Annotated in this window: 19 protein-coding genes and 1 riboswitch; all 19 genes read right to left on the reverse strand. The window is 39.4% G+C overall.

What is annotated here, in order from left to right:
- Window positions 1-178: 178 nt before the first annotated feature.
- Window positions 179-838, reverse strand: coding sequence for a carboxylesterase family protein (locus QLQ22_RS13735; RefSeq protein ID WP_223435441.1), 660 nt, complete (start codon window positions 836-838; stop codon window positions 179-181).
- 117 nt (window positions 839-955) lie between these two features.
- Entirely contained in the window at window positions 956-1,777 is an 822-nt protein-coding gene (yidC, locus tag QLQ22_RS13740) for a membrane protein insertase YidC (RefSeq protein WP_223435442.1), read from the reverse strand.
- Window positions 1,726-2,085, reverse strand: coding sequence for a hypothetical protein (locus QLQ22_RS13745; protein ID WP_223435443.1), 360 nt, complete (start codon window positions 2,083-2,085; stop codon window positions 1,726-1,728). The genes yidC and QLQ22_RS13745 overlap by 52 nt, the downstream gene beginning before the upstream one ends.
- A gap of 121 nt (window positions 2,086-2,206) precedes the next feature.
- Window positions 2,207-3,208, reverse strand: a complete 1,002-nt coding sequence (locus tag QLQ22_RS13750; protein WP_223435444.1) for an ABC transporter substrate-binding protein — start codon at window positions 3,206-3,208, stop codon at window positions 2,207-2,209.
- A gap of 41 nt (window positions 3,209-3,249) precedes the next feature.
- Entirely contained in the window at window positions 3,250-4,032 is a 783-nt protein-coding gene (locus QLQ22_RS13755) for a heme ABC transporter ATP-binding protein (RefSeq protein ID WP_223435445.1), read from the reverse strand.
- A gap of 2 nt (window positions 4,033-4,034) precedes the next feature.
- A complete protein-coding gene (locus QLQ22_RS13760; RefSeq protein WP_223435446.1) occupies window positions 4,035-5,123 on the reverse strand; it encodes a FecCD family ABC transporter permease in 1,089 nt (362 codons plus the stop codon).
- A gap of 126 nt (window positions 5,124-5,249) precedes the next feature.
- A riboswitch (cobalamin riboswitch) is annotated at window positions 5,250-5,410 on the reverse strand.
- Between the two features lie 5 nt (window positions 5,411-5,415).
- Window positions 5,416-6,072, reverse strand: coding sequence for a 5,6-dimethylbenzimidazole synthase (bluB, locus tag QLQ22_RS13765; RefSeq protein WP_223435448.1), 657 nt, complete (start codon window positions 6,070-6,072; stop codon window positions 5,416-5,418).
- Window positions 6,073-6,166: 94 nt separating this feature from the next.
- Window positions 6,167-7,033, reverse strand: coding sequence for a GHMP family kinase ATP-binding protein (locus QLQ22_RS13770; protein WP_284014983.1), 867 nt, complete (start codon window positions 7,031-7,033; stop codon window positions 6,167-6,169).
- Between the two features lie 170 nt (window positions 7,034-7,203).
- Entirely contained in the window at window positions 7,204-7,773 is a 570-nt protein-coding gene (locus tag QLQ22_RS13775; protein WP_223435450.1) for a nitroreductase family protein, read from the reverse strand.
- Window positions 7,761-8,564 (reverse strand): uroporphyrinogen-III C-methyltransferase, encoded by an 804-nt coding sequence (gene cobA, locus QLQ22_RS13780; protein WP_284014984.1) that lies wholly within the window; start codon window positions 8,562-8,564, stop codon window positions 7,761-7,763. The genes QLQ22_RS13775 and cobA overlap by 13 nt, the downstream gene beginning before the upstream one ends.
- A gap of 253 nt (window positions 8,565-8,817) precedes the next feature.
- The gene (locus QLQ22_RS13785) at window positions 8,818-10,212 is read right to left on the reverse strand and encodes a cobyrinic acid a,c-diamide synthase CobB (RefSeq protein ID WP_284014985.1); all 1,395 of its coding nucleotides are present in this window, start codon (window positions 10,210-10,212) and stop codon (window positions 8,818-8,820) included.
- A 16-nt stretch (window positions 10,213-10,228) separates the two neighbouring features.
- The gene (locus QLQ22_RS13790; RefSeq protein WP_284014986.1) at window positions 10,229-11,353 is read right to left on the reverse strand and encodes a cobalt-precorrin 5A hydrolase; all 1,125 of its coding nucleotides are present in this window, start codon (window positions 11,351-11,353) and stop codon (window positions 10,229-10,231) included.
- Complete coding sequence (gene cobM, locus QLQ22_RS13795; RefSeq protein WP_223435455.1) at window positions 11,350-12,123, reverse strand: precorrin-4 C(11)-methyltransferase; 774 nt, start codon at window positions 12,121-12,123, stop codon at window positions 11,350-11,352. The genes QLQ22_RS13790 and cobM overlap by 4 nt, the downstream gene beginning before the upstream one ends.
- On the reverse strand, window positions 12,123-12,824 hold the full coding sequence (gene cobI / locus QLQ22_RS13800; RefSeq protein WP_284014987.1) for a precorrin-2 C(20)-methyltransferase: 702 nt from the start codon (window positions 12,822-12,824) through the stop codon (window positions 12,123-12,125). Before cobI ends, cobM begins: the two co-directional genes overlap by 1 nt.
- Complete coding sequence (gene cbiE / locus QLQ22_RS13805) at window positions 12,821-14,035, reverse strand: precorrin-6y C5,15-methyltransferase (decarboxylating) subunit CbiE (protein ID WP_223435458.1); 1,215 nt, start codon at window positions 14,033-14,035, stop codon at window positions 12,821-12,823. Before cbiE ends, cobI begins: the two co-directional genes overlap by 4 nt.
- Entirely contained in the window at window positions 14,019-15,137 is a 1,119-nt protein-coding gene (locus QLQ22_RS13810; RefSeq protein WP_284014988.1) for a cobalt-precorrin-5B (C(1))-methyltransferase, read from the reverse strand. The genes cbiE and QLQ22_RS13810 overlap by 17 nt, the downstream gene beginning before the upstream one ends.
- Window positions 15,138-15,140: 3 nt before the next feature.
- Window positions 15,141-15,788: a precorrin-8X methylmutase gene (locus tag QLQ22_RS13815; protein ID WP_223435463.1), complete on the reverse strand. Its 648-nt coding sequence runs from the start codon at window positions 15,786-15,788 to the stop codon at window positions 15,141-15,143.
- A complete protein-coding gene (cobK, locus tag QLQ22_RS13820) occupies window positions 15,766-16,587 on the reverse strand; it encodes a precorrin-6A reductase (RefSeq protein ID WP_223435464.1) in 822 nt (273 codons plus the stop codon). Before cobK ends, QLQ22_RS13815 begins: the two co-directional genes overlap by 23 nt.
- A complete protein-coding gene (locus tag QLQ22_RS13825) occupies window positions 16,584-17,480 on the reverse strand; it encodes a sirohydrochlorin chelatase (protein WP_284014989.1) in 897 nt (298 codons plus the stop codon). Before QLQ22_RS13825 ends, cobK begins: the two co-directional genes overlap by 4 nt.
- Window positions 17,481-17,499: the final 19 nt, after the last annotated feature.

Below are 17,499 nucleotides of genomic sequence, written 5' to 3' on the forward strand. Positions count from 1 at the left end.
CAGCATTTATTTTCATAAAAAAAGCTTGTGTACAGATGGTTTAAATGGTATATTACTAGAGCGATGAGCTGATTTGTGTAAGTCGAAGGACATGCGGTTTTCCGCACACATGAATGTGGTCATGTGGTTTTTCGCCTCAAAACGCAAGGAGACGACTGTTTTTACAGCGTCTCCTTTTTTATTTACTTTGCTTCAGAAGCCATGAAAAAAACTCAGGATCATTGTAGGCAGCTGTCCATGAGTCATGACCTGCTTCAGGATAAGAAGTAAACATTACATTCCCTCCCGCAGTTTTAATAGCATTCACCATATCCAAGCTTTCCCTGATTGGGATAACATCGTCTCTTTCCCCATGAAAGATCCATGTTGGAATTTCTTTTAACCGATCTGCTTTTTCAGGGCAGCCTCCCCCGCAAATAGGCGCTAGTGCAGCAAATAGATCAGGCATCCTTGATGCAAGCTCAAAAGCCCCATAAGCTCCCATGCTCATACCTGTTAAATATATTCGCTTGAGGTCGACGCGATGCGTTTCAATAACCTCTTTTAAAAGTGCAGACACACCATCTAATTCCATGATCCAATTTGCTCTCCCTGCAGTGGAAATTGGACACTGAGGTGCAAGGAGAATAAACGGAAAGTCTCCTTTATCAACGACTTCCGGCAGTCCTATTTTTTTTACAAGCTTTGGATCTGTTCCCCGTTCACCGGCTCCGTGAAGAAATAAAACAAGAGGTACCTCTCCCGTTCCTTTTTCATATCCAGCTGGAAGTTTTAAAAGGTAGGACAGATTGACATCTATTACTTTTGTGATTGTTTTTTGAAACACATCTGACTTCATCTTGTTACTCCTTTAGTAGTTTTCATTTATATCCTCTATTACATTCTGCCTGATAAGCAGCAAACCCTTTTTTTAAGCAGCAAAAAAGGCCAATTCACTTGGAATTGGCCCTGGGTGTTATGATTTAGCCATTGATAATGAGCTTGGTTCTGCTTGAAATAGCTTCTTTGTAAGCAATGTTTGAAGGATGACAAAGATTCCGCCGATCGTCCAGTATAGGGGCAGTGCAGCAGGTGCTGTCAGAGAAAATACGCCAATCATGATTGGCGACAGATAGCTGAACATCGCCATTTGCTTTCTCTGCGCCTCATCAAGACCAATTAATGAAACCCTTGACTGTAAAAAATAGATCCCGGCAGCTAGAAGGGTCAATGTTAAATCAGGACTGCCCAGATTGAACCATAAAAACGAATGCTCTGCGATTTCAGGAGTTCTTTGAATGGCATAATAAAAGCCTGTCAGAAACGGCAGCTGTATGAGAAGCGGCAAGCACCCTCCCAAAGTAGCCAGCGGGTTAATATTATGCTTTTGATAAATCTTCATCGTTTCCTGCTGAAGCTTCGACTTTGTTTCAGCATCTTTTGCTTTTTTCATTTTTTCCTGCAGTGCTTTTAATTCAGGTTGTGCTTTTTCCATCTTGCCTTTCATATGCATCTGATCTTTTGACTGCTTTAAAGCAAAAGGCAGAAGCACGAATCGGATCAGCAGCGTGACAAGGATAATTGAAAATCCGTAGCTTCCTTGAAACCAGTCCGCAAATGTTGTAAGCAATACAGAGAAGGGATACACAAAATAGTGATTAAAAAAACCAGGTGTCTGGCCTGTAATATCCTGAATGTTTCCATTTGCCTGCTGGCAGCCGCTCAGTAAAATCAGCAGTGTAATTCCTAACAGTATGAGTAATGTTTTCCGTGAAATGAATGCAGCTTTCTTTTCCATTTAAATCCTCCTTGGTGTTTTCCATTTTGAGCTAAACTTCCAAGAAAGATAGTAGATGGTACATCATCACCTGAATCATACTGCCTCATTTGCATGGTAATCCAAAGTGAAATAGCATTTGTTTCATTTTGCATCCGCTGCGGGGAAAATTGATTCTCCTGCTCTTTTTTCATGACCGCCTTTAAAGAAGGATGCTTCTTTAATGATTGATTCAGCAAGTAGCCGAAAGCAAACATGGCTGCTACAGTAAAGAATAAGCTTAACAGCGATAAATATGGCGCCAAATCATGTGTAAATTCTAAGATCATCTGCTGCATTCACCTCCTTTTCATACTCTCAGTATATACTTATAAATAGGAAAAAGAAAGAGGATGACAATACCATGGCACGCCACATTGTTTATTATCCAACAATCATTTACTCCCTTTTTTACTCAAATTTCTCAGGATAAAATGCCCTTGCTAATGTATTAAGTGCTTGAGGGCCGCGAATTCCCTCTGCACCTGCAGTTAGCGGAAGAACCACAAAACGCTTGTTTTTGATAGCTGATACATCTTGAAGAGCAGGATGTGCTAACAAATAAGCTTTCTTTTGTTCCACTGTCGTATTTCCATAGTCCATAATGACAATCACTTCAGGATTTCGTTTCACAACCTCTTCCCAAGTTACGCTTGCCCAGCCTTTTTCAATATCGCTAAAAATATTGTGTCCCCCAGCAAGAGTGATAATATTATTTAAAAAGTTTTGAGCAGAAGTAAATGGCTCTTTTTCACCGCTATCATAAACAAATACGTTAACTGGATCTTCGATGTTGCCTAATTTCGTTTCGATATCGTTCATATCGGTCTTAATGGCAGTGATTAATTCTTCAGCTCTGTCTTCCACTCGAAAGATTTTTCCTATATTGCTGATGTCAGAAAATACATCATCCATGGTAGGTGCTACTATATTTGACGATTCATGAAGATATGCTTTAATACCAAAACTCTCTAGTTCCTCTATAGAACCAACCGCTTCTTCTTTATATGCACTTTCCCAGCCTGCATATACAAAATCAGGTTCTGCTTTTAATAAAACTTCCTGACTCGGATATTCATCAGCAAGGATAGGAACCTTTTCGTATTTTTCCTTCAGCTCCGGTAAAATTTCATCATCTAAATATGCAGTTCCTGCCATTGAATCTTCGAGTCCAAGTGCCAGCATAATTTCAGTAATATGCTGATTTAAACTTACAGCTCTTTTTGGAGCTTCTCTAAACTGAATTTTACGATCCAGATTATTAATTTCTATAACTTCATTTTCAGTTTCTTCTTGTGCTATATCGGTGTTCTCTTGTTCTCCGATCACTTCCGTTTGTTGATTGCAGCCAGAAATAAAAAGAAGCATACAAACCATTAATCCCATTCGTATTTTATCTATTTTAAATTTCATTTTTTCCTCTCCTTTTCCTATAACAATGTTTTTTCTGAAATCTAGTCATATAAAAGACTCTCCGACAAAAAAGTAATATGTGTCTTTTTTGTTAATGGATGTATATTGATATCTGCATTGACTCTGAAGATTTCCTTTAATAATTGTTTTGTCAGTACTTCTTCTGGGGAGCCGTAAGCTGCAATTTCTCCTTGGTGCATAACAAATATACGATCACAGTAATAAGCAGCTAGATTTAAATCATGTAATGCTGCAATAACAGTAATGTTTTTCAGCTTCTGAACTAAATCCATAATTTGTATTTGATGATGTACATCTAAATGATTGGTTGGTTCATCAAGTAAGAGTACCTTGGCTTCTTGTGCAAGAGCTCTTGCAATCATGACCCGTTGTTTTTCACCGCCAGATAATGAAGAAAAACTCCGCTGTTTGAATTCCTGCATTCCAACCTTTTCTAAGGCCAGGTCTATAATGTCTTCATCATGTTTTGTATCTGCTTTAAGAAAGCCTTTGTGAGGGGAACGGCCCATCAATACAATTTCTCTTACTGTGAAATCAAATGTGACAGGTGATTCCTGACTGACAATAGCGAGGTGCTGTGATAACTTACGGGAAGACATTTTATCTATATATTCACCTGAAAGAGTGATAACACCAGCATCTGGTCTTATCACACGAGACATATTTTTTAATAAAGTGGATTTACCGCTTCCGTTTGGACCAATAATACCTGCTACTTCACCAGAATGAATATTCAGATTAACTTCTTTAAGTACTTTTCGTTTTCCAATAGAAGCTGAAATATCTTTTATTGAAACATCCATGCTTAGCCCCCTCCTCCAAATGAATATGAACTCTTGCGTAAAAGCCAAATAAAAAATGGAGCACCGCAAAGAGCTGTTACGATCCCAATTGGCATTTCCTCGGGAGCAATGATAAGTCTTGCAAATAAATCAGCCATCACAAGAAATACAGACCCCATTAAAGCACTGATGGGGATATGCATTTTATGGTCAGATCCAAGGATGAGACGAACAATATGAGGAATCATTAATCCGATAAAACCAATGGCTCCACTGACAGCAACTAAAACCCCTGTTAGTAGTGCAGTAACTAAAATTAATATTTTTCGAAATACTTCTACGTTCAACCCTAAAGTAACAGCTGCCTCTTCCCCCATTAAGAGCAAATTCATATAGCGATACTGGCTCCAAATGAAAATAAAAACAATAACTGTTATTACAAAAGGTATAGGTATGTGCTTCCAGTTTGCTCCTGCCAAGCTTCCCATCATCCAAAACAACGCATCCCTTATCCCTTCTTGACGAGGTGCAGAAATGACGATGAAGCTTGTAAATGCAGATAGAATCATAGAAACTGAAATTCCAGCTAATAGGAGACGTTCAGTTGAAATTCTTCCCCCGACTTGCGACAGTAGAAAAACCAGAACAACTGAAAGAAGCGAGCCTAAAAATGCAGCAAGTGATAATGCATATTGTCCAAACATTGAAAACGCACCAAAGATAATGACTAGTGTAGCCCCAACAGATGCACCCGATGAAACTCCTAGTATATAGGGATCCGCTAACGAATTCCGAACCAAAGCTTGTATTGTTGTACCAGCGATAGTTAACCCGGCGCCTACAATTACTCCTAATATCACTCTTGGAAAACGAATGTTCCAAATGATATTCTCTTCTGCTTTAGACCATGTGACAGGAATCCATTCTTGTAAAATTGGAATTTTATAAGCTATGATTTTCCAAAATGTTGCCGGATGAATTGAAACAGGACCAACCATCACTGCAATCGTTACTACTGTGATAAGAGCAATGACTAAGAGCATAACAATGCTTATATGTTTGTAACCCCCAATGGCTTCCTGCTTATGACTATTAATAGAAATCAACTCCATTCTTCAAAAAACGCTCCTCTGATTCGAAATGCAGAAATTAAGACAAATAAAAAACGCCCACCTAAACCATGAGCGAACTTAAACTAAAAAGAGAAAAAGGATACACTTAAAAGCACTCTCTCCATTCCCGCAGTAATAATAAAGGCAGATCTCCTGACTTATGCATCACCCTGCTTTAAGCACTTCCTATAAAATAAAACCATTTAACAGTGTGCGGGGAAGTTCTGGATTCACACCACATTTCCCTATTAAGTCCACCTTAGGACACCTTCACTTCTAAATAATTATTGTTTCAATCACCCTGATGTTTGTTTTCCCCCCATTTATTTTCATAGATAAGCTGTTCTAAAGGATGCCTTTTTTCCCAATTAGCTAATTCTAAAATAGGTTTCTCCGGATATTCATCCGTATAACCAATAGATAGAAGAGCGATAGGATCTATATGAAGAGGGATATCTAAAATGTCACGAATATCATTCTTTTTATAAAAACTTACCCACCCTAAGGCAAGCCCTTCAGCACAAGCTGCCAGCCACATATTTTGAATGGCACAGGCTGTTGAAAGAATATCTGTTTCAGGAATTGAATTTCTCCCTAATACATGTGAACCTCCTCTTGCTGGGTCGCAAGTTACACATATTGTGATTGGAGCTTCTTTTATACCTTCTACTTTTAAACCAAGAAATCTTGTTTCTCTTTCTCCATCATAATGAATAGCTAATGCTCGTCTTTCCTTGTCTGCTGCCCAAGCTAATTTTTCTTTTATTTTTTCAGATGAAATGATTATGAAATTCCAAGGCTGCATAAATCCAACTGAAGGTGCATGGTGAGCAGCGTTTAATATTCTATGTATAATATCTTTAGAAATAGGGACAGACAGAAAGCTTCGAATATCTCTTCTCTTGTAAATTACTTTATAAACAGATTCTTTTTCTTCTTTAGAAAACATAAAATTTCTCTCCTCTATTTTCTAAAAAGTTTTCACTAACTTACATTTTCCGGAATCCAGCAAAACTTCATTGTCAATTATTAAGTCAGTCTACTCAGTTTGATCTATGAAAATAATAGAAAGGTTTCATGTTAGGCTGATTGCTCAACTGGATAATACGTTTAGAAATTGTTTCTGCAATTTCGCCAATATTCTCAAAAGACGGATTCAATAAAACCCCTAGAACAGTGCCGCTGTGAGCGATGATAAGTCCTCCATCGTACTTTAAAGCAAAGCTTTTAAATTCATTAAAATAACGTTTTGGCAATATTTTTTGGTTTATACTGGCGCTTAGTGTCGCTGCTTGACAAACAAAAGACAAATCCTGAAATTCTATTCCTAATTTAACCAAATCATATGCCTTTGAGAAAACGGCTTGATCCTCCTTGCTATATCGTTTGGGCTGTCTGTTAAATTCAAGCGTATTAATTGTTCCTCCTAAATCCATTCCGATCAAAACGAAGGATGGTAAAGGACCTAGCGTCTCTATTAATTGTCCATGAATGTAGTCGTATGCAACCACCTCTTTATACATAACACCATCAGTAGGCTCAATCTCACTGGAAATCCGTGAGATGATCTCTTCTGACAAGGGTATGGAATAACTATCCGCAACAGCCTTCATTGCCGCAACAACATCAGCTGAACTACTGGCCAATCCTTTACCCCTCGGAATATTCGAGTTAACCTCCAAATGCCCTCCGCCTTTTAAATCAAACCATTGAAACACCTTTTTGCATGCCTCTACCGCTTTTGTATTTGAGAGTGATCCAGTAATCTCACCCATCTTGTTATAAGGAATAAAAACAGCGTTGCTCTTTAAAATTGGTATAGGCAGCGATATTAAAAATGGGCGTTCACATAAAACGCCTTGAACAAGTTCGCCAAACGTACCATTGCACCTTCCTATTCCCACCTTCATGCCAAAAACCCCTTTTTCCCATCAGCCAAACTATTAAAGGATACAAAAATACATATCTACATCGCTTAAATAGATGGGAGGTTTTGCTCTATTTTCTCCCTAACAAGAGACTGCCTTATTGTAGAATTGGGTTCAGCCTGTTGGTTCTTCCTTAAAATTGTCTCTTCTTTCTATAACCAAACCGTTTTTTCTTCAAAGGATGTTCTTGCGGAAGTCTTCATCTTCTTTAAAGCCTCTTCATCTGGATACCCAATAAATATATTCCCTATTATCTTCTTATTCTCAGGCGCACCAATGAACTGATACATCCGTTTATCATGAACAAGCCCCACGCCTCTTGTCCGCCACACAAATCCTAATCCCAGATCCTTCGCGGCCAGCCACATTGAATGAATCGCACAGCATACCGCATATTCATTATCTCGGGACGCTTCTTCATCCTCAGGAACGATGTCAGAAGTAACAACGATATGTACCGGTGTGTTCTTTAATACTTTGAGGGAACTTAGTACTAAATTCGGTTTTGTTGGAAAACGTTCTTGCAAAAACTCTTCTGCCAGCTTTTCATACCTTTTTTTAGCTTCACCTCTTATGACATAAAAACCCCATGGCTCTCTCATCCGATCGTTTGGAGCCCAAGTTGCTATTTCCAGTAATTCCTTAATCTTTTCGTCTTCTACGGCTTGATCACGATAGTCGCGTATTGCCCTGCGGCTTTTTAATTCCGTTATGATTGACACGCTGCCCCCACCTTTTTTTTATCATTGTCTTTTAATAATTCCAGCTCTTCAAACCACTTTATTTTCTCCCTTAACCTCACCACACCACCGACAAGGATGATTGCAGGATGCTTTATTTGTGCAAGCTCCGCCTCTTTTTCAATCGTATTCAGGCTCCCTGTGACTGTTTTCTGTTTTTCAGTTGTCCCCCATTGGATAACGGCTACCGGGGTTTCCTGACTTTTTCCATTCTCGATTAACTTTTTGCAAATATAAGGCAAGTTTCCTACTCCCATGTAAAAAGCAATTGTATCAATTCCCTGAGCAAGGGCTGGCCAATTCAGATGGTCCTCTTCCTTTTCAGCGCGGCCATGACCTGTAACAATTGCAAAGGAAGAGGCATGGTCCCTGTGAGTAACCGGAATTCCAGCGTAGGCAGGCGCGGCGATGCCTGATGTAATGCCAGGCACAATTTCATATTTTATACCATTTGCAGCCAGGACCTCAGCTTCTTCCCCAACACGTCCAAATACACATGGGTCTCCTCCTTTTAAACGTGTCACCGTTTTCCCTTTCAGGGCGTACTTAACTAAAAGCTCATGAATTTGTTCTTGTATAAGTTCATGTTTTCCGGGAAGCTTTCCGCAAAAAATAAATTCCGCATCGTTTTTGGCATGGTTTAATAGCTCTTTATTTACTAATCGATCATATAAAATCACGTCAGATTTTTGGATGCACTCCAAACCATAAACTGTAATTAATTTCGGATCTCCCGGTCCTGCCCCGACAAGATAAACATATCCTTTTGTCATGATCATTTCTCACTTCTTTCTTTTTTCTCTATAGTCATAGTCCTTTATTAGAACTCTTCTTTTTTCGACATTCTAAATTGAGTGGAGCAAGATTGATATAAAGCTTTGATTCCCCATATGAATCCAGTAACCTTTTACATGGAATGGGTGACGTTGAAACTGGAGCTTCTCTTTCTCTGTAAATTTCGATATTTTTGGATACAGGATGACGCGATCTTTTTCCTTCTGATGGTTGGTATTGCCGTAACCTATTTTAAAATGATTGAACACCTTTACTCATGGCTTTAATTTCCTTGCACTTCTCTATCCAATTCATTACCATTTCAGAACAAGAAGCAAAATGAAAATGGGTATACCCTGCTACCAGGTTATGTTTTAAATAACCTTCTTTCTTCGTACCGCGCATCCCTTTGGTTTCATATGCATACTCTATTTCATTTTCAGAATGGAAGGTTGAATAATGAAATTCATGACCTTTTGCTTTTTCATTCTCACCGATTAGAAAATTATTTTTTCGACCGTTAATTTCTCTGTAGCCTAATGCAGCTCGTTTTGATTGCATTTTTACATCGCCGGAAATAACTCCTGCCATTGGGTAGCTGATTCTATTGGTTGCTTCGATTGAATCTGTCAGATACATAAAGCCTCCACATTCGGCAAGTGTTGGTAATCCTTGCTCAATCGCCTGTTTTATGGAGTCTTTTGCGATATGATTATTTGAGAGAGCAGGAGCGAATTCTTCAGGAAAACCTCCGCCTAGATAAAGTCCATTGACACCAGCTGGCAATGCTTCGTCAGACAATGGCGAGAAATAAACAATTTCAGCACCGTAAGACTCCAGGATTTCTAAGTTCTCAGGATAATAAAAATTAAAAGCTGCATCTTTTGCTACCGCAATTTTAACCGTTTTTTCTGCTTTTTTTTCAAAAAGCGCAGATGCTTCGTTTTTATTCAGCGGCGAAGCTAAAGATATTTCAAGTAATTTATCAATGTCGACAGTTTCAAGAACAAGCTCTCCTAATCTATCAAAAAAAGGATCAAGATCTCCTCTTTCAATAGAAGGAATAAGCCCAAGATGTCTCTCTGGTATTTCAATATCAAGCTCACGCCCTAAATAGCCGATAACAGGAACCTGACATTCTTGTTCAATTGCAGTCTTTACCAGCTTAAAGTGTCCTTCGCTTCCAACTTTGTTTGCTATAACTCCTTCAATCCTAGGGCCATCAGCGAACAGTTGGAATCCCTTGACAATGGCAGCTGCACTTCTGGCCATACTGGCACAATTTACAACCAGCAAAACAGGCGTTCCCGTTATCATGCTAATCTCTGCAGTACTGCCTTGATTTGTTTTCGGGTTTTTTCCGTCAAAAAAGCCCATAACTCCTTCTATAATTGAAATGTCCGCTCCACGGCTTCCATGTGTAAAAATATCAACGACTGTATCTTTTGATAACATCCAACTATCCAAATTACGGGCAATCCGTTTTGTTACAGCGGTATGATAGGATGGATCAATATAATCTGGTCCGCATTTGAATCCTTGTACAGTTAACCCTTTTTTAATTAATGCGGACATTAACCCAATTGTTAAGGTTGTTTTGCCGACACCGCTTCCGGTACCAGCGATCACGATTCTTCGTTCTGCCACCTAACATTCCACCTCTCTAAAAGGAAATGACTGCTACGGATATTGTTACATTGCCTGATTTCTTCTTGCAAATCGACAGAGATTCTGCACCGCTGTACAAACGGGCAGCAGGCTCACTAACTCCATAGGCACCAGTAAATTTAAACACCGTTTCAGAAGGTTCTGCAATTTGAACACGATTTAATTCTTCTGATGAATAACATTTAAATTCCCAGTTATTTTTTTGAGATACAGCGATTATCCCTTCTTCATCTTTTTTAAGATCAATAGAGCAAATAGCTTTAACACTTTTAATCGAAAAATGCAGCTCATTTAGTGTTTCATGAATGACTTGATCGATTTCTTCCATTGAAGTACCTCTATTACAGCCAATACCAAGAACAATGACTTTAGGGCGGTAAAGAACACCGTTATGTAAGATTGCTTCTTCATTCTTGTTTAAATTTCTATGAGTAACAACGAGTGCCGCATTCGGTTTAGCATGAATTGCTTCTTCAATCGATTGATAGACTTTAATTGTTTCCGGAAGAGGGCTATCGTAATTCCACCATTCTTTTTCTCCGGATTCCTGAATAACAGCAACATGTTCTTCATTTACGACTGATGCACTGACAGGAGTTAATTTTTCGGCACTTTCCCAAACCCAGCCAAACTTACTCCCAAATAGATCGACAGGAATCGTTTTTTGAACGTCAGATGCGGTTGTAATTACAGGTACTGCACCTAGTAAATCAGCGACTTCCTTAGTTAACTCGTTTGCCCCTCCCAGATGCCCGGATAACACACTGATAGCATGCTTCCCTTTGTCATCAATAACGACAACAGCCGGATCTGTTTTTTTATCTTTTAAAAGAGGTGCAATCATACGTACGACAGCACCTAATGAAATGATCATGATGATTCCTTTATATGATTGAAAGAGTGATGGAAGAAGAAGCCGCACATTCCCTTCGAAAAGAGAAATATTTCTTCGATCTTCATCACCTCTCTCAAATTTACTCATATAAAATAAATCTGTCTGATGAAATTTCGCATGCAAGTTGCGAGCCAGTTCAACACCGTGCTTTGTAATCGCTACAATGGCATATGTTCCTTTTTGTTCAAGCGATACGTTTCTTCCCTCTTCCAAGACGAGTGTCATTCTTTCACTCCTTTTCGAAATCCATGTGTGAAGGCTTTGTCATAGAGCTTTGACCTAAAATCTTTTTGATGAATATCCTTATCTAGTGCCCACCCCGCTAAAATCATCGCTTGTTTTCGTATTCCGTTGGCACGCATATCTTCATCAAGGTGTTCGAGGGTTGATCTTACTATTTTTTGATCCGGCCATGATGCTTTATAGACCACCCCGACTGGTGTATCCTTTCTCCAGCCTGCATCGAGAAATTCTTTGACAATCTTCTTTGTAAGCGTAGCACTTAAAAACAAAGCAACTGTACAATGGTGTTTCGCTAAATCTCTCAGCTTCTCAGCTTCAGGTACAGGTGTACGTCCTTCAGCTCGTGTGAGAATCACTGTTTGGGTCAGTTCAGGGATCGTCAGTTCAGCACCTAAGGCTGCTGCAGAGGCAAAGACTGAGCTGACTCCCGGGATAATTTCAACTCTTACGTCTTTCTTGTTTAAAATGGCAATTTGCTCCATGATTGCTCCGTAAACGGCTGGGTCTCCAGTATGGACGCGCACTACCTTTTTTCCTTCTTGAACTCGATCCACCATGATCTCAACCATTTCATCCAGATGCATTCCTGCAGTCTTGATAATCTCAGCTTCAGGTTTTGCCTGTTCTATCAGGTCCGTGCTTACCAATGAATCAGCATACAGTACAACATCGGCTTCTTGAAGTAACTTTAATCCTTTTACAGTAATTAATTCCGGGTCGCCCGGGCCTGCACCTATAATTGTTATTTGCATTATTTTCTCACCACCATTAATGTTAAATATTCCAATTCTGCTCGATCCAGCTCCTGAATGTCCCATATAATTTCCTCATCGGAAGTTACCTTTGTCACAACAGAAGCTTTGTTCAGTAAATCCAGTTCCCGCAGGACCTTTAGCATGAGATCCATGACTTTCGCGACCTTGATAAAAATGATGCAGTCGTTTTCAATGATTGCTTTTTTCATAGCTTCATAGTCATCTCTTGCAGGAATGATCGCGACATGGTCATCCCCTTCTGCAAGTGCAATACCAAGTCTTGAAGCTGCACCATTAATGGATGAAATCCCAGGCACCGTTTGAATGTTCACTTCGGGATAGCGGACCTTTACAAGGTTCATCATATGAATAAATGTACTGTATAAAAGGGGATCACCCTCGGTAACAAACGCGACATCTTTGCCTGCCTTTAGCTTTTCCCAGACAAGATCCACTGTTTTTGACCATTCACGTTCAAGTATGTCAGGGTCCTTTGTCATTGGAAAAACAAGACCTAACATCTCTTTTTCTCCTGGCGTTATGTACACATCAATAATTCGCTGGGCATAGCTTTTGCTGCCTTTTCTTTTTTTAGGGTATGCGATCACTGGAGATTCCTTAAGCTTTCGAAAAGCTTTTACTGTCAGAAGCTCCGGATCACCAGGACCTACACCTAAACCGTATAATGTTCCTATCATGGTTGTTCCCCTTCCGTATGCTGTGCGGTAATAATATAGATCGGATTTAATGCATCAAATCGTGTGAGGTTTAAAATCGGCTTACTCCTGGAAATCTGAGCAAGTGTAATTTTCGTTTCAAACCCTTTGCTTTTAAATCCATCAACAGCTTGCATTAAATTTTCAATTGTTACTGCATTTAACACAATTCGTCCGCCTTTTTTTAAACGCGAACAACAAACAGTCAAAATATCCTCCATACTCCCAGCAGTTCCGCCAATAAAGATCGCATCAGGATCTGGAAATTCCTCTAGATGATTTGGTGCTTTTCCTTGAATTACAGTAAAATCTGTATGGAATTTCGCCATATTTAACCGGCAATTTTCAAGGTCATGTTCATTTTTTTCAATCGCAAAAACCTGTCCTTCTTTTGCAATTAAACAAGCTTCAATTGCAACAGAACCAGTACATGTTCCAATATCCCAAACAATGCTGCTTTCTGTTAGCTTTAATTCACTTAGGCTGATGGTCCGGATTTCTTTTTTTGTCAGTAATCCCTTTTCTGGCTTTCTTTGATAAAACTCATCATCATCAATCCCAAACTGCCACGTTTTACTCTCAGAAATCTTTTGCAGAACGACCACGTTAAGCGGTGAGAATTCAAGGTTCTCCATTTCTTCAAGTTCGTAAAAAGCACAGCGTTCATTTTCACCACCCAGATTTTCAGCCACAAATGCCCTGTACTCATTCATATTAAATGAAAGTAAATATCGGGCAATTTCAGAAGGGGTATTTTTAGCATCAGTAAGCAGCGCTACTTTTTTACGCCCATGTATTCGTTGGACCAGTCCTTTCATGCTTCTCCCATGAACGCTTAATACATAGGCATCCTGCCAGCTTTCATTCATTCTTGCAAATGCCAGCTGGACCGAGCTTATATAAGGATAAATTTCGACATCAAGCTTCTTGGCTAAATAACTGCCAATTCCATAAAATAAAGGATCACCAGATGCTAAAACGACAATTCTCTTAGTTTCTTTGCTCAAATATGCAACTAGCGAAGGTAAACTACCTTTGATGGTAACTTTTTCACCTTGATAATCTTTGAAGAAAGATAACTGCCTTTCCCCTCCTACTAGTATTTCACTCTCATAAATCCATTTTTCATAGATAGGAAGAAGACTCTGTTTTCCATCATCACCTATTCCAATTAGCTTAACCTTCTTTGTCATTTTTCCCTGCCTTTCCAAGTAACGTCCCCTTCATGGAGTACAAACTTGTTTCAATCGAAATTCCGCCGCCAACTTCTTTTAATCCAGCTGTGCAGCAATAGTCACAAAGAATCGTAAAAAAGTCATGATAACCAAGCTCAAGCATGAGATCACCTACTTGTGACGCAGTATTAGCTTGTCGAATTGTTTGGATCAGCTGTAGATCTTTAACACCTGCTTCAGAAGCCACATTTGCTAAAAAGTTAAAATCAACGGGTGCACTTTTGGAATGAACCATCATGACACCTTGTGCTACTTTTGAGAATTTTCCCATCATTCCAACCAAAGATACTTTCTTAATCCCCTGACGTTTACATTGTTTTAAGGTAAAGCCTACGAAATCACCCATTTCAACAAATGCCTCTTCTGCAAGGTCAGGATATTGTTTGATCCCGAATTTTTCACTTCGGCCTCCAGTGGTTATTACTGCGTGATCACACTTACTTGCCCGTGCCACACTTATGGCTTGCACGATGCTTGCCATATATGCAGAACTAGAAAATGGTATAACAGTTCCTCTAGTCCCTAATATTGAAATCCCGCCGATGATTCCAAGTCGCTTATTGAGCGTTTTTTCTGCCATTTTTTCACCATCAGGAACAGAAATAATAATTTTGATCCCTCTTATTAGTCCATGGGAGGATAGTACTTCTTCAGCAGTTTCGTAAATCATTTTCCGCGGTACCGGGTTTATTGCAGCTTCACCGACCGGTACTGGGAGTCCTTCTTTTGTAACTCGGCCAACACCAACACCGCCATCAAGGGTGATACCAGGTTTTTCACACCAAGAAACAGCAGCTTTAATTAAAGCACCATGTGTCGCATCTGGATCATCACCAGCATCTTTAATTGTTCCGGCTTCAGCTAGACCAGGCTCAACGATGCAGCTTTCCATTTCAAAGGTTGCAAATTTCCCGACTGGCAAAAAAATCGTTGCTTCAGCCTGGGGTTCACCTGTAATTAATGCAATTAATGCAGCTTTCGTTGTAGCCGTTGCGCATGCGCCCGTTGTATATCCAGAGCGCATCTCCTTTTTATCTTTCTTTTTTGCTTTTCCATCCATCGTTTAATCCTTTTCAGCTAGAAGAGAGATTGCATTTAGAGCCGCAACTGTAATCGTACTACCGCCTTTTCTGCCTATATTTGTAATAAAAGGTACATCTAATTTTGCTAACTCTTCTTTTGATTCAGGAGCTGAAACAAATCCTACTGGAAGCCCGATGACTAAACTTGGTTTTGCTTCTCCTTCTTTAATAAGTCGAATTAATTCCAATAATGCAGTTGGAGCATTCCCGATTGCAAAAATCCCGCCATCAAATTGCTTAATTGCTTTCCGCACTGAAATGATTGCACGAGTTGTATTTAATCGTTTTGCTTCTTCCATTACATCTTGATCGGAAATATAAACATTCACGCTTCCGCCATGTTTTTCAATTCTCCCTTTACTGACTCCACTTAATATCATTTGAACATCCGCATAAACCTGTTCCCCATTTCGGATGGCATTTATCCCTGCTTTGATGGCGTCGTCATGAAAAAGCATACTATGTCCCAATTCGAAATCAGCAGAAGCATGAACAACCCGCTGAACAATCTTGTACTGCTGTTCTGTAAAAGCATGTTCACCAAACTCTGAATCTATCATGTTAAAACTCAATCCCTCAATTTCTTGAGGCTGTACAGTTAAAGGCTTAAATTCCGTACGAAAATCCATCTTCATTTCCTCCAATGTCTCCATTTATTTTTGGGTTATTTAGAATTTTATTTATATGTGCCAGGATATCCGAAAAATCCGAATAAGCATTTCCATAATTAATCTTTGGTCTCTTTATCATGATCGTTTCAATGCCAAGTTCGATTGCAGCTTCTAATTTTTCATCAACAGACCCTGCTTTTCCGCTTTCCTTTGTAATCATTGTTGTAACTCCATATTGCTTGTAAAGCGCAAGATTAAACTCCTTTGTAAAAGGACCTTGTATGGCAACGATGTCTTTTTGCGGCAGTCCCAACTGCTCACATTTCTCCATATTATCTTTTCTTGGCAGCATCCGGGCAATCACACGAGTGTCAGGCTGATTTAGAAGTTTCTGAGTAAATGTCTGCAAGGTCTTGCTTCCTGTAGTGAGCATAATAACTCCCTTTTTTTCAGCTGCTATTTCTGCTGCTTCCTCATAGCTGTCGACCAATGTTATTCCGTTATTTTCATAGGATTGTGATTCACGTTCATAGCGGATGTATGGTATATCAGCTTCTTTCGCTCCTAATAGAGCATTTTTACTTGCTTCTTCCGCAAATGGGTGGCTCGCATCGACAACCGCATTAAATCCTTGTTCTCTAATAACTCTCACAAAATCCTCACTGGTTAGACGGCCAACATAAACATCTAGTCCAGCCTTCCTCATTTCCATTCCGGCATTTTCAGTAACTACAGTTGTCAGCAGTCTGTATCCAGCCTCTTTTATCTTTATGGCTAACGCTCTTGCATCACTGGTTCCAGCTAAAAATAGAATCATAGTTTTTGTGCCTCATGATGATGGTTATGGTGCTCATGCTGATGATGGTCATGATCATGATCGTGGTCGTGGTGGTGGTGATGATCAATATGCTCCATCGCTTCAATGCGGTATAAACACGTATCACAATTCATTTTCACGTCACCTTGTAATGATTCTTCAATTCTGTCTTTTAAAATTGTTTTTAATCTAGAGTGAAACCCGAAATATCCCGCAAGCTTAAAATCAATACCCGGATGTTCATTTCCGAATTCTTCCATCATATTTTCAAGACGCTTAATTAATATACCGGTGAACAAAAAGTATGGTAGTATAATAATTTTTTTCGCACCTAATTTAATGCAGCGCTCTACACCTTCTTTAATTAATGGATCCGTTACACCCATAAATGCCGGCTCTACTAACCTATAATTTAATTTTTCCCATAATAAGCGAGCAATTTTATATAAATCACTATTCGCATCTGGATCGCTGCCGCCTCGACCCAGCAAAATTACTGCCGTGTTGTGTTCAGGTTCGGTTATGTTCCCGTCCGCTTCTTCTAAACGATCTTTACAAATTTCTACCGTTTCCTCGTGAATTCCGAATGGTCTTCCGTATGTAAAGTGAACCTCTGGATATTTTACTTTTGCTTCATCAATGGCTGCTGGTATATGAATCTTTGAATGTCCAGCTGCTAATAACATCATTGGAATAATAAAAACACTTGTTGCCCCTTTTTCAACACATGTTTGAATGCCTTGTTCAATTGTAGGTGTTTCAAACTCTAAGAAGCACGTTTCAATTAATAGCTCCCGGTCGAGCTGCGGCTTTAAATCTTCTATTGTTTTTCTTACCTGCTCATTTCCTTCTGAATCCCGGCTTCCGTGTCCAACTAGTAAAACAGCTTTCATATATTTCTCCCCTATCCTC

The sequence above is a fragment of the Metabacillus hrfriensis genome (assembly GCF_030127205.1).
Classification (GTDB): domain Bacteria; phylum Bacillota; class Bacilli; order Bacillales; family Bacillaceae; genus Bacillus_P; species Bacillus_P dongyingensis.

Excerpts from the sequence above, each read along its gene's own strand:
- QLQ22_RS13755 (WP_223435445.1), bottom strand. The coding sequence starts at position 4,032 with ATGGATGTTTCAATAAAAGATATTTCAGCTTCTATTGGAAAACGAAAA.
- QLQ22_RS13735 (WP_223435441.1), bottom strand. The coding sequence starts at position 838 with ATGAAGTCAGATGTGTTTCAAAAAACAATCACAAAAGTAATAGATGTC.
- cobI (WP_284014987.1), bottom strand. The coding sequence starts at position 12,824 with ATGATAGGAACATTATACGGTTTAGGTGTAGGTCCTGGTGATCCGGAG.
- bluB (WP_223435448.1), bottom strand. The coding sequence starts at position 6,072 with ATGTTTTCTAAAGAAGAAAAAGAATCTGTTTATAAAGTAATTTACAAG.
- QLQ22_RS13790 (WP_284014986.1), bottom strand. The coding sequence starts at position 11,353 with ATGACACTCGTCTTGGAAGAGGGAAGAAACGTATCGCTTGAACAAAAA.
- cobM (WP_223435455.1), bottom strand. The coding sequence starts at position 12,123 with ATGCAAATAACAATTATAGGTGCAGGCCCGGGCGACCCGGAATTAATT.
- QLQ22_RS13760 (WP_223435446.1), bottom strand. The coding sequence starts at position 5,123 with ATGGAGTTGATTTCTATTAATAGTCATAAGCAGGAAGCCATTGGGGGT.
- cobA (WP_284014984.1), bottom strand. The coding sequence starts at position 8,564 with ATGACAAAAGGATATGTTTATCTTGTCGGGGCAGGACCGGGAGATCCG.
- QLQ22_RS13750 (WP_223435444.1), bottom strand. The coding sequence starts at position 3,208 with ATGAAATTTAAAATAGATAAAATACGAATGGGATTAATGGTTTGTATG.
- yidC (WP_223435442.1), bottom strand. The coding sequence starts at position 1,777 with ATGGAAAAGAAAGCTGCATTCATTTCACGGAAAACATTACTCATACTG.
- cobK (WP_223435464.1), bottom strand. The coding sequence starts at position 16,587 with ATGATTCTATTTTTAGCTGGAACCAGTGATGCAAGAGCGTTAGCCATA.
- QLQ22_RS13815 (WP_223435463.1), bottom strand. The coding sequence starts at position 15,788 with ATGGATTTTCGTACGGAATTTAAGCCTTTAACTGTACAGCCTCAAGAA.
- QLQ22_RS13770 (WP_284014983.1), bottom strand. The coding sequence starts at position 7,033 with ATGAAGGTGGGAATAGGAAGGTGCAATGGTACGTTTGGCGAACTTGTT.
- cbiE (WP_223435458.1), bottom strand. The coding sequence starts at position 14,035 with ATGACAAAGAAGGTTAAGCTAATTGGAATAGGTGATGATGGAAAACAG.
- QLQ22_RS13745 (WP_223435443.1), bottom strand. The coding sequence starts at position 2,085 with ATGATCTTAGAATTTACACATGATTTGGCGCCATATTTATCGCTGTTA.
- QLQ22_RS13825 (WP_284014989.1), bottom strand. The coding sequence starts at position 17,480 with ATGAAAGCTGTTTTACTAGTTGGACACGGAAGCCGGGATTCAGAAGGA.
- QLQ22_RS13810 (WP_284014988.1), bottom strand. The coding sequence starts at position 15,137 with ATGGATGGAAAAGCAAAAAAGAAAGATAAAAAGGAGATGCGCTCTGGA.